Annotated in this window: 10 protein-coding genes; 7 read left to right on the top strand and 3 right to left on the bottom strand. The window is 62.4% G+C overall.

Annotated elements, in window-relative coordinates:
* Positions 1 to 4: 4 nt before the first annotated feature.
* The 3 genes from fucO (at position 5) to DW645_RS03765 (ending at position 3968) form a co-directional block, all read left to right on the top strand.
* Positions 5 to 1171: a lactaldehyde reductase gene (gene fucO, locus DW645_RS03775; protein ID WP_022094861.1), complete on the top strand. Its 1167-nt coding sequence runs from the start codon at positions 5 to 7 to the stop codon at positions 1169 to 1171.
* A 264-nt stretch (positions 1172 to 1435) separates the two neighbouring features.
* Positions 1436 to 2455, top strand: a complete 1020-nt coding sequence (locus DW645_RS03770; protein ID WP_118226408.1) for a M42 family metallopeptidase — start codon at positions 1436 to 1438, stop codon at positions 2453 to 2455.
* Between the two features lie 139 nt (positions 2456 to 2594).
* On the top strand, positions 2595 to 3968 hold the full coding sequence (locus DW645_RS03765) for a DNA-binding protein (RefSeq protein ID WP_147356626.1): 1374 nt from the start codon (positions 2595 to 2597) through the stop codon (positions 3966 to 3968).
* An 8-nt stretch (positions 3969 to 3976) separates the two neighbouring features.
* On the opposite strand, the gene mnmA is transcribed toward DW645_RS03765, so the two are convergent.
* Positions 3977 to 5200, bottom strand: coding sequence for a tRNA 2-thiouridine(34) synthase MnmA (gene mnmA / locus DW645_RS03760; RefSeq protein ID WP_255413341.1), 1224 nt, complete (start codon positions 5198 to 5200; stop codon positions 3977 to 3979).
* 57 nt (positions 5201 to 5257) lie between these two features.
* Positions 5258 to 6196, bottom strand: coding sequence for a cysteine synthase A (cysK, locus tag DW645_RS03755; protein WP_118226350.1), 939 nt, complete (start codon positions 6194 to 6196; stop codon positions 5258 to 5260).
* A 253-nt stretch (positions 6197 to 6449) separates the two neighbouring features.
* Between cysK and DW645_RS03750 the strand changes: the two genes are divergently transcribed.
* Positions 6450 to 6878, top strand: a complete 429-nt coding sequence (locus tag DW645_RS03750; RefSeq protein ID WP_089572175.1) for an Rrf2 family transcriptional regulator — start codon at positions 6450 to 6452, stop codon at positions 6876 to 6878.
* Positions 6879 to 7015: 137 nt separating this feature from the next.
* Here DW645_RS03750 and DW645_RS03745 read toward each other — a convergent pair whose 3' ends face one another.
* Positions 7016 to 7381 carry a phage holin family protein gene (locus DW645_RS03745; RefSeq protein ID WP_055250947.1) on the bottom strand — a complete coding sequence of 122 codons (366 nt, stop codon included), beginning with the start codon at positions 7379 to 7381 and terminating at the stop codon, positions 7016 to 7018.
* Between the two features lie 323 nt (positions 7382 to 7704).
* Between DW645_RS03745 and DW645_RS03740 the strand changes: the two genes are divergently transcribed.
* From DW645_RS03740 to DW645_RS03730, 3 genes are all read left to right on the top strand, one after another.
* The gene (locus DW645_RS03740; RefSeq protein WP_022094855.1) at positions 7705 to 8004 is read left to right on the top strand and encodes a YerC/YecD family TrpR-related protein; all 300 of its coding nucleotides are present in this window, start codon (positions 7705 to 7707) and stop codon (positions 8002 to 8004) included.
* A 221-nt stretch (positions 8005 to 8225) separates the two neighbouring features.
* Positions 8226 to 11324, top strand: a complete 3099-nt coding sequence (locus tag DW645_RS03735) for a PD-(D/E)XK nuclease family protein (protein WP_118226348.1) — start codon at positions 8226 to 8228, stop codon at positions 11322 to 11324.
* Between the two features lie 3 nt (positions 11325 to 11327).
* Positions 11328 to 14951 (top strand): UvrD-helicase domain-containing protein, encoded by a 3624-nt coding sequence (locus DW645_RS03730; RefSeq protein ID WP_118226346.1) that lies wholly within the window; start codon positions 11328 to 11330, stop codon positions 14949 to 14951.
* Positions 14952 to 15058: the final 107 nt, after the last annotated feature.

Here is a 15058-nt window from a genome sequence, read left to right as displayed (position 1 = left end):
ATCAATGGCTAATCGTTTCGTTCTCAATACCATTTCTTATCATGGTTCCGGCGCCATCAAGGAGATCCCCGGCGAGCTCCAGCGTCGCGGCTACAAGAAGATCTTCGTCTGCTCCGATCCCGACCTGGTCAAGTTTGGCGTTACCGCTAAGGTGACCGACGAGCTCGACGCCGCCGGCATCGCTTGGAGCCTCTACTCCGAGATTAAGCCCAACCCCACCATCCAGAACGTCAAGGACGGCGTCGAGGCCTTCAAGGCCGCCGAAGCTGACGCTATCGTGACCATCGGTGGCGGCTCCTCCATGGACACCGCTAAGGCCATTGGCATCATCATCAACAACCCCGAGTTTGCCGATGTCCGCAGCCTCGAGGGCGTTGCTCCCACTAAGAACCACGCCGTGTTCACCATCGCCGTGCCGACGACCGCCGGTACTGCTGCCGAGGTGACCATCAACTACGTCATCACCGACCCCGAGAAGGTCCGCAAGTTCGTGTGCGTCGACACCAACGACGCCCCTGAGGTCGCCGTCGTCGACCCCGACATGATGGCTTCCATGCCCGCCGGCCTGACCGCTTCTACCGGCATGGATGCTCTGACCCACGCCATCGAGGGCTACACCACCAAGGGTGCTTGGGAGCTCTCCGACATGTTCCACTTTGAGGCTATTAAGCTGATCAGCGAGAACCTGCGCGACTCCGTTGCCGAGGCCAAGTCTGGTCAGCCCGGCTCCGGCCGCGAGGGTATGGCTCTTGGCCAGTATGTCGCCGGCATGGGCTTCTCCAACGTCGGCCTGGGCATCGACCATGCCATGGCTCACACCCTGTCTGCCCACTACGACACTCCGCACGGCGTCGCTTGCGCCATGCTGCTGCCGATCGCCATGGAGTTCAACAAGCCGGTTTGCGCCGAGCGCCTGGCCAAGGTTGCCGTTGCCATGGGTGTTGACACCACGGGCATGAGCACCGACGAGGCTGCCGACGCCGCCATCGCCGCCGTCAAGCAACTCTCCGCCGACGTGAACATTCCGCATGTCTGCGAGGCCATGAAGGCCGACGAGATCGAGGTCCTGGCCAAGGACGCCATGGCTGACGCCTGCTTCCCGGGCAACCCGCGCGAGGCGACGCTCGACGACGTCATCGAGCTCTTCAAGAAGATCTGCCCGGCTGCCTAACTTGGTTCGGCGGGCCCCCGCCCGTTAGCCCCACAATCGTCCTCGGACATGTCGGAAGCCCCCGCTGCGCACTTCGTGCGGCGGGGGCTTCCTCCGTCCTGCGGGAAGATTGTGGGGCTAACGGGCGGGGCCCGCCGGCTCGTTATCGTGGCGGGCGCTGCTCTGAGAAGCTCGATGGGTTGTCTCGCTAGGTAAATAATTGTGCGCGGTGGTATTGTTGCTGTGGGTTTAATTCGATATGAAAGGGTGACTTTGGTGTCCAAGATGGATTCTACGCTCTCCTATATTACTGACCAGTTGAAGGCGCTTACCTCGATTGCTTCGCCTACGGGGTTTACTCGTGCGGCTACTGATTATCTGATGGAGACCCTGCGCGATATGGGGTTTGGGCCTGAGCGTTCTAATAAGGGTAACGTGCTCGTTGAGCTTGGTGGCGAGGGTGAGCCGCTCGTGTTGGCGAGCCATGTCGATACCCTGGGCGCCATGGTGCGCTCCATTAAGGACAATGGTCGCCTGCGTCCCACGACGCTCGGCGGGCATCAGTGGTCTACGGCCGATGGCGAGAACTGTACCGTCTACACACGCGACGGCAATGTCTACACGGGCGTGGTCCTCAACACCGAACCCTCGGCGCATGTGGCCGACGAGCCGGTCAAGACCATCGAGAAGAACATGGAAATCCTGCTCGACGAGAACGTTGACAGCAAGGACGATGTGCTCGAGCTGGGTATTCAGACCGGCGACATCATCGCTATGGACCCGCGTACCACGGTGACGGAGAGCGGCTACATTAAGAGCCGCTTCTTGGACGACAAGCTGTCGGCCTCCATTTTGCTGGGCTTGGCGCGTGCCGTCGCCGCTGGCGAGGTGACGCTTTCGCGCAAGGTATCGCTGCTCTTTACGGTGTACGAGGAGGTCGGCCACGGCGGTGCCTTTGTGCCGGCCGACACGCGCGAGATGATCAGCGTGGACATGGGCTGCGTGGGCGACGACCTGGGCTGCACCGAGCGCATGGTTTCGATCTGCGCCAAGGATTCGGGCGGTCCGTACAACTACGACCTGGTAACCACGCTGTCCAACATCGCGCGCGAGCTGGAGCTCGATTGCGCCATCGATGTGTACCCGCACTATGGCTCCGATGTCGAGGCTACGCTCTCGGCTGGCTACGACATTCGCCATGGTCTGATCGGCCCCGGCGTGTACGCGAGCCACAACTACGAGCGCAGTCACATCGACGGCGTGCGCAATACCTACGAGCTCGTTCGCGCCTACGTTCAGCGCTAGGGGAGCAGCTTGCGATTCGGCTGACCAATCGCTAAGGCCCGATTTCTCGGGCCTTTTTTTCGCTTTGGGTCGTTTAGTATTATGATGTATGTAATCTATTAACTAAACGTGTAAATTACTTAACGAGGTGATGCGGCATATGAATACATCTGAGTACTTATCTATGGGTGATGCCGCCCGCCTGTTGGGCGTTACGAAAGCCCGCATATCGCAACTTGCCGCATCGGGGACGCTTGTGTGCGATATTGTGGGCGGCCGGAAGTTGGTCGAGTACAATTCTGCGATCGCCTACCAAAAGGTCCGCAAGCGAGGACGCCGTCCTGCGGCCGATGTGGGACGCAAGTTTACGCTGATGTCGGCCGTCCATGAGGTCGCGCATGTCTCATTTGATCCGACGCGCGAGTTTCCCTTCGAAATCGCCGAGGTCCTCGATGCGCAACGAATGCCGTTTGGCACATGCTCGAGCTCTTCTCCAACTGTGAATAAGCGGGAGCTCAACGCGTGGTGGGGGCATCGGTCGGTGCCCGATGTTCGCCCTGGGCTTATCTCGCGCTACCGCGAGCTGGGGATTGCCAACGGCGCTGAGGTGCCGGTTCAGTGCCTGGGCCTCTCGCTTTCGGATTGCTATTGGCTGCGGCCGGCAGAATGCGATGAGCTCGAATGGCGAAACCTCAATTACTTCGAGAATGATTTTGAGCGATCGGCGTCCGAAGAGCGTTCGGGTTGGCTGGAAGGCATCGGTCTTAAAAATCCGGATAACACGTCCGAGGGCGAGCTTCCTAAATCGTGGATGATCCGAAACGGCATTCGCGTTTTGGCTAAAGGGTGCGGGATGGACGATCAGCGTCCCTTTAACGAGGCGGTTGCAACGGCTCTACATCGTCGCTTGCTTTCCAAGGGGGAGTTTGTTCCTTACACGGTTGAGCACATGTTTGATGGCCCCGTGTGCCTGTGCGATGACTTTCTTGATGGCCGCGAGGAATATGTTCCGGCTGTTTACGTTAAGGGCGCATTTGGTAGCCAGCGGGGAAACTCGACATACGATCGATACTGTTGCTACCTCGGCAAGCATGGTGTCGATGAGGCCGCTGTGAGAAGGTCTATGTCGCAGATGATTGTCTGCGATGCCCTTTTGGCCAACAGCGACCGCCATTGGCGAAACTTCGGCATCATCCGCAATGTCGACACCCTGGAGATAAAACCTGCTCCGCTGTTCGATAGCGGCAACTGCCTGTGGTACAACGTACCAACTGCCGTGCTCGCAGCTGGGGAGTTTGGGTTTTCCGCTAAGCCGTTTGGGCCCGACCCTTCCGTCCAGCTGGCGCTTGCGGATTTGCTCGATTGGTTCGATTCGTCGCGGCTCAACGGATTTGTTGATGAAGCGATCGAGATTCTTTCGCAGAGCGAGTGGGCGACGGCGGAGGGTCGACTCGAGGCCATCCGCCGCGGCCTCGAGCGTCGCGTAATCGAGATTGGTGCCGCTGTTGAGGCACTTCGACACGTGCAGCGATAAACCCGCGGCTACTTAAGCGCGCCGGTCACGGTGCCGCCGCCCAGGACGATGTCGCCGCGGTAGATAACGACGGCCTGGCCGGGGGCGATGGCTCGTTGCGGCTCGTCAAAAGTTAGCAGCATTTGCCCATCTTCGCCACGTGTAAGGGTCGCTGCCTGGTCTTTCTGACGGTAGCGGTACTTGGCACCCACGCGAATGCCGCCGGCATCGAGCTCAGCCTCCATGCGCTCTGCCGGGGCGCTCCAGATCCAGTCGTTGGCCGTGAGCGCTGTGGCCGTCAGGTCCTCGGCCTCGCCCAGATGCACAATGTTGTTGGCGGCATCGATGCCCGTTACGTACACGGGATGCGCCATCGCGACGCCCAAGCCCTTGCGCTGGCCGATGGTGTAGCGCAGCGCGCCGTTATGACGTCCGACCACGCTGCCGTCGCGCCACACAATGTCGCCCGGCTCGGCGGCATGTCCGCAGCGGCGCTCGATATAGCCCGCGTAGTCGCCGTCCGCGATAAAGCAGATATCCTCGCTCTCGGCTTTCTGGGCGTTGATGAAGCCCTGCTCGGCGGCAATGCGGCGCACGTCGCGCTCTTTGTCCAGCCCAGCCAGCGGAAAGATCGTGCGTGCCAGGCGCTCCTGCGTGAGCGAATACAAAAAGTAGCTTTGGTCCTTCTTGGGGTCCTCGCCGCGGTTCAGCTGCCAGGTGCCGTCGGACGCCTGGCTCGTTTTGGCGTAGTGACCTGTGGCGATGTAGTCGCAGCCCATATCGAGTGCCGCATCGAGCAGCGCGCCAAACTTAATATGGCGGTTGCAGATGATGCATGGGTTGGGCGTCAGCCCCTCCTGATAGGCAGTCACGAAGCGCTCGATAACGTTGCGGTCGAAGGTCTGCTGCAGGTCGAGCACATGGTGGGGTATCCCCAGGCGCTCGGCGACGGCCTTTGCATCGGCGATGTCGCTGTCGACTTTGCTCATGCCCGTGGCGGGGTCGGGTGCGGGGCGGGTGAGGCGCATGGTGGCGCCGACGCATTCGTAGCCCTGGCTTTTGAGCAGGTACGCGGTCACGCTGGAATCGACGCCGCCGCTCATGGCGACGAGCACGCGCTTGTTGTGCATGGGGAGGTTCTCCTTGGTGGCATGTGGCCAAAAAAGAAAAGCGGCGCGGGAGGCTGGTTCCGCGCCGCAGACATTGTAACAAGTTCGGACGTCTCGTGGGACACCCTGATTGGATGGGCTCAGACTGCCGGGAGAGAGGAAACCGGCTCGTCCGTGGGCTCAACCTATGGGCGACAGGCCCTAGTCCTGGAAGAGCGCCGTGGACAGGTAGCGCTCACCGGTATCGGCGAGCAGCGCCACGATGGTCTTGCCCTCGTTTTCGGGGCGCTTGGCCAGCTGCAGCGCGGCCCACACGGCGGCGCCGGACGAAATGCCCACGAGCACGCCCTCCTTGTGGCCCACGGCGCGGCCGGTGGCAAAGGCGTCGTCGTTCTCGACGGGGATGATCTCGTCATAGACCTGGGTGTCGAGGACGTCGGGCACAAAGCCGGCACCGATACCCTGGATCTTGTGCGGGCCGGCCTGGCCCTTAGAGAGCACCGGGGAAGTGGCGGGCTCAACGGCGACGACCTGAATCTGGGGGTTCTGCTCCTTGAGGAACTCGCCCACGCCGGTCACAGTACCGCCGGTGCCAACGCCGGCGACGAAGATGTCGACCTCGCCGTCGGTGTCATCCCAGATCTCGGGGCCGGTCGTGGCCTTGTGGATGGCGGGGTTGGCGGGGTTCACAAACTGGCCGGCGATAATGCTGTTGGGCGTCTCCTTCTGCAGCTCCTCGGCCTTGGCGATGGCACCCTTCATGCCCTTGGAGCCGTCGGTGAGCACGAGCTGTGCGCCGTATGCCTGCATAAGCTTGCGGCGCTCGACGGACATGGTCTCGGGCATGGTGATGATCACCTTGTAGCCGCGGGCCGCCGCCACCGAAGCGATGCCGACGCCGGTGTTGCCGCTCGTGGGCTCGATGATGGTGTAGTCGCCGCCGCGCACGAGCTTGCCGGCCTTCTCGGCCTCGTCAATCATGTTCTTGGCGACGCGGTCTTTAACGGACCCGGCGGGGTTGAAGTATTCCAGTTTGACGAGCACGCGGGCCTTGAGGTCCTCGTCGGCCTCAAAGTGGGTGAGCTCCAGGAGCGGGGTGTGGCCGACAAGCTGATCGATGGACGTGTAAACATTGCTCATGATGAACCTCCAAAGTGTTCAAATGACTGGATACCGTGTGGTTTTACGGTGTGTGTAGCAGTGAAACCCACAAACCTTATAGGTTGTTCGTTTTGCTGTTGGCAAGCATAGTAGACAGTAAAGCCTAGTAATGCAATAGGAAATAGGAGTTTATTGCAAGTTGATTAACCATCTTGACGGGAATAGGTATTTTCAAAACCAATATTTCGGCTAGAATTTCTACGAATTAAAAGACCGAAAGGTAGCACTATATATGTTGGTTTCCACTAAGGGCAGATATGCCCTGCGCGTTATGGTCGACCTGGCCGAGCACCAGGCGGCAGGCCGCATTCCCCTCAAAGAGATCGCCGCGCGTCAGGGGATTTCGGAGAAATATTTGGAGAACATTTTGGCTACGCTCGTCCGCGCCAACATGCTCTCGGGCATGCGCGGCAAGGGCGGCGGCTATGTGCTCACGCGCCCGCCCGAGCAGTACACGGTGGGCGAGATCTTGCGCCTGACCGAGGGCAGTCTGGCGCCGGTCGCATGTCTGGACGGCGACTGCAAGGGCTGTTCGCGTTCGGATGAGTGCCCCACGCTCGACGTATGGAAGAACCTGGACAAGCTCATTAACGACTACCTCGACGGTGTGACGCTCGATCAACTTGTCGCTCCCAACGAAGGCTACGACTACGTCATCTAACCCACACCTGCATTTGGGGACGGGGTGGAAATGGTAGATTCTCTCGTCCTTTGAGACTTGACAAATAAGAAGGCCGCCCATTTTTGCGATGGGCGGTCTTTGTTTTGGGTCGATATGACGGTTCGTATTGAACAGTTCTAGCCCTCGGCGATGCTATCGAGAATGCTGCGCATGATGGATACCAGGATGCTGCCCATAAAGGCCGATCCAAAGCTGGCGATGGAGATACCCGCGCCCAGCAGATTGACCGACAGATAGCTGGCCAGCTCGAGCATAAAGCTGTTGACTACGAGCTGAAAAATACCCAGCGTAATGATCGTGAGCGGCAGCGAGATAACCGTCAGAAACGGCTTGACGAGCGAATCGACGATGTTCAGGAACAGTCCCACGAAGGCGAAACAGACCCAGGCCTCGGCAAAACCGAAGGGCTGGATGCCGGGGACGAGGAACGTGGCAATCGCGATGGCGATCGAGGTAAAGAGCCAGTTAAGCATAAAGCGCATGGTGTGAATCCTTTCTTGCGCAGGGTGCGTCGGTGTCGCGTGAAGCGGTTTGCTGCGGCGGCTTGGACGGCCGCTCGGGTGTGCCGCCTTGTTCGGCCGCCCATTGTCTCAGATATTCGTGGAGCTTACGTGCGCATTCGGTTTCAAACGGCGTTCGTCCTGAAAAACGCGCCGCTGGCAGAGAGTCTTGTCGCTTTAGTTTGGTGGTGTGCTACACTGCTACGGGCAAAAGCCACAGGCGTTGCCCTATTGCATAGAACGGGCGAACGATGCCCGATGTCAGTATCAACTTCGATGCCTTATGGCGGGTTTGGCGGTGATCGATGAATATCGAGAACATGTTTGACAAGCCTGATGTCAAGCAGCTGGTCCACGCATTTAGTCTTTTGGATGACGAGAAGGATATCCAGGCGTTTTTGACCGATATCTGCACGCCGCGCGAGATCTGCGATCTTTCGCAACGTCTGCAGGTTGCGCGTTATCTGGATGAGGGCGAGCCTTATGTTGAGGTTCAGGCCCGCACCGGCGCTTCGTCCACTACGGTGAGCCGCGTGTCCAAGGCACTCAACGGCGAGTACGGCGGCTATCGCAAGATCCTCATCAAGCTGGAGGATGGCGAGTAGGCCAGCGGCAACAAACGAATTGCGCAGAACCGTCCCTTCGGGGGCGGTTTTTTGATCCTTTGGGGACGGAGGAAAACGGATCACTGGGTTAGACTGACCTCCTCGGTGATCCATTTTCCTCTGTCTCCAAGGGGTCAAATCTGTTGGCGTGGGGCAAATCTGTCCGCGCGGGCGGGTAGGATGGAAGCATTGAATATTGCGAACGGTTTGAGTGGAGGACCATGCCTGTTCGAATCTATACCACCAACGCCGGCGCGGATTTGAGCGATGCCGAGGCGGCGCTGCTTGCCGACCTTATTGCCCGCCACGGGCGTGCCGTGCTGCTGGCGCCAACGTTTGCCGAGCTCGACCTGTGCCGTCATGATGCGGCGGAAGCCGGCGTTTCGCTGGGTATTGACTACAAGACGCCTACATCGTGGCTTCGCTCGCTTTGGGAGCTTTTGGGCGACGGGCGCGGTTTCGTCGACAACCTGCAGCGCCAGATGCTGTTTTCGGACATGGTAGCGCGCCTCGACGACGCCGACCTGCAGCCGCTTTCGCGCAGCCAGGGCACGGTGCGTATGCTCGCGCGTATGGCTCGCGATGTGCTGCCGGGTGTGGCAGGGACAGGCACCGAGCGTTGCTGCGACAACGTTTGCAAGCCCAAGCCCAAAAGCGACGCCGAGGCTCGCGTGTTTGAACTTTTGTGCGCCTATGCGCGCGGTTTGGACCGTCGAGATATGGTCGAGCCCTGCGAGGCGGCTGACATTATGGCCGGCGCTTTGGCCGACAACCTGCCGGGGTGCGCCCGCGCCGTTTGCGTGCGCGGCGTCACGTCATTTACGTATAGCCTGCTCGAGCTGCTGTCCGCCGTGGCAAACAACGGGGGAGAGGTTGTCGTGCTGCTTGCCCGCGAGCAAGCGGCGATGCGCGAGGAGCTTGCCGCGGCATTTGATGTCCGCGGTGTGCTGTTTGAGATCGCGCCGCTGGGGGAGGGCGCCGCCGCGCCCCAGACTGCCTCCAAGTCCGCTGCTCAGCCTGCCTTTATTGAGGTCGCCGGCCCCCATGCCCGTGCCCATGCTTATGCGGACGCCATCGATAAGTTGGCGAAAACGCACAAGGAGTCCAAGGACGATAAGGCTGCTGCAACGCCCGCCGACCCCGTACGCGTGCTCGTTGTTTCTGCCCGGGCACCCCAGCTGTTCGGTGAGCTCGCCTCTCGTCTGGCGGCTCGTCATATCGCTGCCGAGACAGTTGAGTTCACGGCGTTTTCTCAATCCATTGCGGGCAGGCAGTTCACGGCGCTCGCCAACCTGATCGAGCGTATGAAGGCCGCCGACGAAGGGGCAGCTTCTAAGACTGAGTGGTGGCCCGCGCCGGAGCTTACCGACTGGATTTACAGTCCGCTTTCGGGCGCTGATGCCGTCAATGCCCGTACCTTCGATAAGAATATGCGTCTCTCGCGCAGCAAGACTACCGCGGGCGTTAAGAGCCTGCTGCAGAGCGTCCAAGGCCAGGTGAGGGGCGCGCGCAAGGCGGCGAGCGACGAGAACTGGTTTAAGAACGTGCCGTGCGTGGTCTCGGACGTGTTCCAGGCGCTGTGGCGTGACAAGCCCGTGACGGCGCTCAAGGCCATGCTTGCCGTTGCCGAGGCGTTGCCCGATCGCTCGCTGGGCAGCTTGGATGGCCAAGCCCGTCGCCAAGCGGAGGTGGCCCTGCTGCGCCACGTCATCGGCATCCTTATGAATGGCGCCCGCGCGCTCGACGTGTCGCAGGCCGCGATCGTGCCCGTGCTCGATGGCATTCGCACCAAGGTGGACAAGCGTAGTACCGCCTACGATTACGAGACCTACGAGGTTGACCGTGCGCCACGTGCTCAGGTTCGTTTTGCTTCGCTTGCCGATGCGGCGGCTCTGCGCCCCGGCAGCTACGATGCTGTGCTGTTTGCCGATGTCGATCTGGACAGCTATCCGCTCTCGCACGAGGAGGGACCGCTGGCTACGCTGACGGCGAGCCTTGGTCGCGAGGGCGTGACGCTTGAGCCTGCGGCCCTGCTGCGCGTGCGCTTTGGCCGTGCGATGCAAGCGTCGCGTGGTCCGGTTGCGCTCGCCCGCGTGACGCACGATCGCCAGGCGCGCGAGTGCTATCCGGCTGCCGTGTGGACCGAGCTGCGGGCGCACGCCGAGGCCGCTGACGCCGACAAGGCGAAGTGCGTGGGTGAGGGCGATATCGTAAGGGACTTCGATCCCGCGGCAGGCGAAGGTCTCAAGCGCGAGCGCGTGACCTGTGAAGCCCCTCAGCATCTGAGTGCCGAGGCCGTGCCGTATTTGGTCCTGCGCCGTCGCGATGGCGAGGGCGAGGGCGCGCCGCTCGTGCCGCGCCTGACGTCCGCCTCGCAGATCGAGGCCTATTCCACCTGCCCGCTGTGCTGGTTCGTCTCGTATCGCGTCAAACCTCAGTCCATCGATGCGGGCTTTGGCAACATGGAGAAGGGCAACTTTGTCCATGACGTGCTGGAGCACTTGCATGCACGTCTTACGCAGGAGGGCATGGAGCGCGTGACGCCCATGAATCTGCCGCGCGCGCAGGGGCTGTTGCGCGAGGTCTTTGCCGAGACCCTGGCCGAGCATGCGGGCAAGCGCGGTACCGAGGGCCCGCTGGTGCCGCTCTCTCCAGTGGAGGAGCGCCAGGTGGCTGAGATCTTGCCGCAGCTGGAGGGCGTGCTTGCCTACGAGTCCGAGGCGCTCACCCCCTTTGCTCCGCGCTACCTGGAGTTTGCGTTCAACGAGCTCCAGGTCGAGTATGCCGGTTGGCCGCTCGGCGGGCGCATCGACCGCGTGGATGTGGATGCCGAGAATCGCGCCGTGGTAATCGACTACAAGCATCGCACGGGCGTTGAGGAGTTTAAACTCGCCGACCCCACGGTGCGCGACGAGGAATCGGGCGAGGCCGCCATCGACGACCCGCGGTGGCTGCCGCCCCATACCCAGACGCTTATCTATGCGCAGGCCATGCGCCGGGCGCTGGATCTGGATGCCCGTGCGGCGCTCTATTTTTCGACCAAGGGCGGCAAACCGGCGCTGCGCGGCGCCGCGAGTGCCGAGCTGCTCGAGGAGGAGCGTGGTGACGGCCGCATCCCGGGGCTTAAGAAGGGCTTTCCCGGCGAGGGTGGCAGCATGGACTTCGACGCCCTGCTCGATCGCGTGGAGGCCGGCATCGCCGAGCGCCTGCACGAACTCGAGGCAGGCGACGTTGCCGCCGTCGACCCGACGTCGGCTCAGGCCGCGCATGCGCGCTGCTCGTATAACCACGAAGGAACGTTTGTAAGGAGGGACGTGTAGACCATGGATCTTTCGACTTTGATGCCGCAACAACTGCAAGTCGTCAAAACGCTCGACCGTCCGCTGTTTGTCTCGGCGGGCGCCGGTTCGGGCAAGACCTTTACCCTCACGCGCCGCATCGTCTACGCGCTCTCGCCCGAATCCGGTCCGTTTGTCGAGCATCTGGATCAGGTGCTCGCCATTACCTTTACCAAAGATGCCGCGGCCGAGATTCGCGACCGCGTGCGTCGCGCGCTTATCGAAGAGGGTATGGACGAGGAGGCCCTGACCGTCGACGATGCGTGGATCTCGACCATTCACGGCATGTGCTCGCGCATCCTGCGCGCACACGCGTTGGAGCTGGGCATCGACCCCGAGTTCACGGTGCTCACCGATACCGACGAGCTTATGGACCAGGCTGTTGAGCATGTGCTGGCCCGCGCGACGGCGCCCGATGCCGTCCCCGAGCTCGCGGCATCGCTCAAGGCCCTCTACGCCTGGTATCCCATGGCGGGCGAGGGCGGTCCCTTTGGCGCCGGCACGACCATCAAGGGTCTGGTGCGCGACCTGCTGGAGCTGTCGAGTCAGTTGCCGGGCGGTATGGACGACGTGTGCGTGGCGCGCGGCCAGGCCGACACCTCTGCGCTTGCCGACGCCTATCGCGCGGCGCTGGGCGCAAGCAAGGCCGCGACCGAGAAGGCGCAGACGGCGCTCGATGCCATCGACGCGTTCGAGGCGAGCGGCAAGACCATGGTCGATGCGGCGCGACTTATGATGTCGTGCACCATGCCGCGCGCGAGCAAGGCGTTTTCTAAGGAGCAGGTGGAGCTACTCAAGGCCGAGGCTGCTGATGCATTTATCAATATCGTGCTTGCCTGCGGTGCCCCCGCGCTCGATGCACTGGTGGGCCTGGCCCGTTCCGTGGAGGCCGAGTATCGCGCGCTGAAGGCCGGCCAGTCCGCGCTCGATAACAACGACCTGCTGCGCATGGCGTACGAGGCGCTGCGCGACTACCCGGCTATTCGAGCAGCCTATGAGGGCCGCTTTAAGATGGTCATGATCGATGAGTTCCAGGATACCGACCAGATGCAGGTTGACCTGATCCGTTACCTGACCGGCGCGGGTGAGCGTGCGCTGTGTACCGTGGGCGATGCGCAGCAGTCGATCTACCGCTTCCGTGGCGCCGAGGTTGAGGTCTTCCGCCGCCAGGAGCGCAAAGTGGGCTCCTCTGCTGCGCCCGAGACGGCTGCCGCATCCGATGCCCCCGCCGGCGAGCTCGTCAAACTCGTGCGCAACTTCCGCAGCCACGACGAGGTGCTGCGCTATGTGGCGCGCGTCTTTGACGGCGATACCGGTGGTTTGATGCAGGGGTTCTTGGATCTTGAGCCGAGTGACGATCGCGAGGACAAGCTCAAGGCAAAGGCGTCGCGCCGCCAGGCGGTCTTCGTTGCCGGCGGCAGCACCCAGGAGCGAACGCAGGCGAAAGCTCGTGCGATTGCGGAGCGATTCCAAGCGCTCGTTAAAGCGGGCCAGCCCCAGGGCAGCATGGTACTGCTACTGGGGCGCATGACCAATGCCGATGTCTACGCACAGGCGTTTCGCGACCAGGGGCTCGACTGCGTCATCGCGGGCGGCTCGGTCTTTGCCCAGGCTGCCGAGGTCCAAACGGTGCGTGCCCTGGGGTGCGCGCTTGCTAACCCGGCCGATACGGCGCAGGGTCTTATGCCGCTGCTGGCCTCGCCGATGTTTGCGCTCGGCGCTCAGGAGTTCCTGGCGCTGGCGACCAAGCTGGACGACCAGACGGGGGAGACCTCGCGCCGCAACATCGACGTGGGCATCATGAGCGATTGCGATGTGCCGGGGCTGCGGGATCTGCCGCTGCTGACGCGCGCCCGTGAGGTGCTGCGCTATGCACTTCGTCGCGTGGGGCGCGATTCGTTCGCCGCCATCGCGCGCGATACTGTCAACGCCTCCGGCTGGTTTGTGCGTCTGGCGCAGCGTGGTCCCGAGGGCAAGGCCATCGCCGCCAACGTGCTCAAGGCGCTCGACGCCGTGGCCGAGGCAGAGGCCGAGCTCGGCAATTCTCCGCGCTCCATCGCGCTCGCCTTCGACCGCTTCTTGGCGGGCAAGGAGGCCCCGGGCGCGCTCAACGAGGAGGGCGACGGCGCGGTGCGCATCATGACGGTGCATGCGTCCAAGGGTCTGGAGTATCCGGTCGTAGCGGTTGCCGAGTGTTTTGGCGTGCGCAAATCGTCCGGTGCGGCTCAGATGGGGCGTGTCGAGGGCGGAGCGCAGGTCGTGGCGCTGCCGGCACGCTTCGACGGCGTTAAACTCGCGGACGGCACGTTCGTGAAGGGCGATGACGTCAAAAAACAGTTTGAGCACGCGTTTAAGGGCAAGGGCACGTCGCTGTGGCTGCCGCCAGAGCTCATGGAGGACGTCTGTGCGACGGGCTCTCCCGCCGAGGCATTTGCCCGCCTGCGTAACGACGACCTGCAGCTTTCGCTCGAGGAGCGGGCTCGCTTGCTCTATGTCGCCATGACGCGTGCGCGAGAGCTGGTCATTCTGGCGATGGATGCCGGCGTGAGCCGCGGCAAGGTGACGGCGCCGACCTTCGACGTCGAGACCGATCTGACCTATGACGTGCTGCGTCGTATTCTGCCTACCGACGCTCTGGACATGCCGCAGCTCGATGCCGACCGCCTGGTGTTCGACAACTCCAAGCCGGGCGACTACGAGCTCATCTCGCTGGCGGACTTTACGTTTGGCGAGCAGGCGTTTGAGGCCAATGCTTCTCTGGATGCCGAGGGCAGGCTTGTCCGCGGCGATGCGGAGCCGGGGGGCGCCGGTGCGGATGCCCGCGCCGCCGTTCCCGGCCCTGCCGACCCCGAGCCCGATGCGTTTGAGCTCGTGTATCCCCAGACGGTGGGCGTGCGCATGGGCGCCTGCCCGTATCCGGTGCGCGATTCGTACAGCTACTCGTCAATTGCCGCGGCGCTGCATGCCGAGGCCGAGGACCGTGCCGCCGAGGCGCGCGTGCCCATGGACGAGGCTGGCGATGATGCCGAGTCGGATGGCTCGGAAATGACGGATGCGGACGTGGCCGCTGTCGAGCCCGCCGGCAATCCCATGGCCTTGGGTTCGGCCTTCCATGCCGCCTGCCAGTGGCTGATCGAGATGGGTGCCGATGAGCTGCCCGCCGAGCGTGCCGACGCCCTGGCTCGCCTGTGGCACCTGACGCCGGAACAGCGCGAACGCTTCGACGTTGCCCTGGATCGCTGGCTCAAGTCGGCGGTCCGTGCCGAGCTACTTGCCTGGCCGTGCGTTCGCGCCGAGGTGCCGTTCTTTTCGCTGGGCTGCGAGGATGAGGACATCGCTCGCTACGCTGCATATGCCGAGGGCGCCATCGATGCTTTGGCGACGAACCCGGCGGATTCGTCACGCGCGCTGGTCATCGACTACAAGACGGGCGGCACACCGGACGAGACGCCGGAACAGCTGCAGGAGAAGCACGCCCTGCAGGCGCGCGTTTACGCTGATGTTCTGCACAAGGCGGGCTTTGAGGCCGTGACCGTCAAGTTCGTCCGCGTGGAGCAAGTCGACCCCGCCAACCCGTGCGAGCCTCAGGTGGTCACCTACAGCCTCTAGCCCTCAGATAACTTGCGGTGGAATACGGACTGTTTTGGCCAAAAAAGCCGCCAAACAGTCCGTATTTCACCGCAACTGCGTGAGTAGCCGTGTGGGTTTGGCTAGGT

Origin of the sequence: Collinsella sp. AM23-17 (assembly GCF_003470945.1) — a bacterium.
GTDB classification, from domain to species: domain Bacteria; phylum Actinomycetota; class Coriobacteriia; order Coriobacteriales; family Coriobacteriaceae; genus Collinsella; species Collinsella aerofaciens_O.
Note: the sequence above shows the minus strand (reverse complement) of the source record. Positions and strands in the feature narration are given on the sequence as shown.

Excerpts from the sequence above, each read along its gene's own strand:
- fucO (WP_022094861.1), top strand. The coding sequence starts at position 5 with ATGGCTAATCGTTTCGTTCTCAATACCATTTCTTATCATGGTTCCGGC.
- DW645_RS03750 (WP_089572175.1), top strand. The coding sequence starts at position 6,450 with ATGTTGGTTTCCACTAAGGGCAGATATGCCCTGCGCGTTATGGTCGAC.
- DW645_RS03770 (WP_118226408.1), top strand. The coding sequence starts at position 1,436 with ATGGATTCTACGCTCTCCTATATTACTGACCAGTTGAAGGCGCTTACC.
- DW645_RS03735 (WP_118226348.1), top strand. The coding sequence starts at position 8,226 with ATGCCTGTTCGAATCTATACCACCAACGCCGGCGCGGATTTGAGCGAT.
- DW645_RS03740 (WP_022094855.1), top strand. The coding sequence starts at position 7,705 with ATGAATATCGAGAACATGTTTGACAAGCCTGATGTCAAGCAGCTGGTC.
- DW645_RS03730 (WP_118226346.1), top strand. The coding sequence starts at position 11,328 with ATGGATCTTTCGACTTTGATGCCGCAACAACTGCAAGTCGTCAAAACG.
- DW645_RS03765 (WP_147356626.1), top strand. The coding sequence starts at position 2,595 with ATGAATACATCTGAGTACTTATCTATGGGTGATGCCGCCCGCCTGTTG.
- DW645_RS03745 (WP_055250947.1), bottom strand. The coding sequence starts at position 7,381 with ATGCGCTTTATGCTTAACTGGCTCTTTACCTCGATCGCCATCGCGATT.
- cysK (WP_118226350.1), bottom strand. The coding sequence starts at position 6,196 with ATGAGCAATGTTTACACGTCCATCGATCAGCTTGTCGGCCACACCCCG.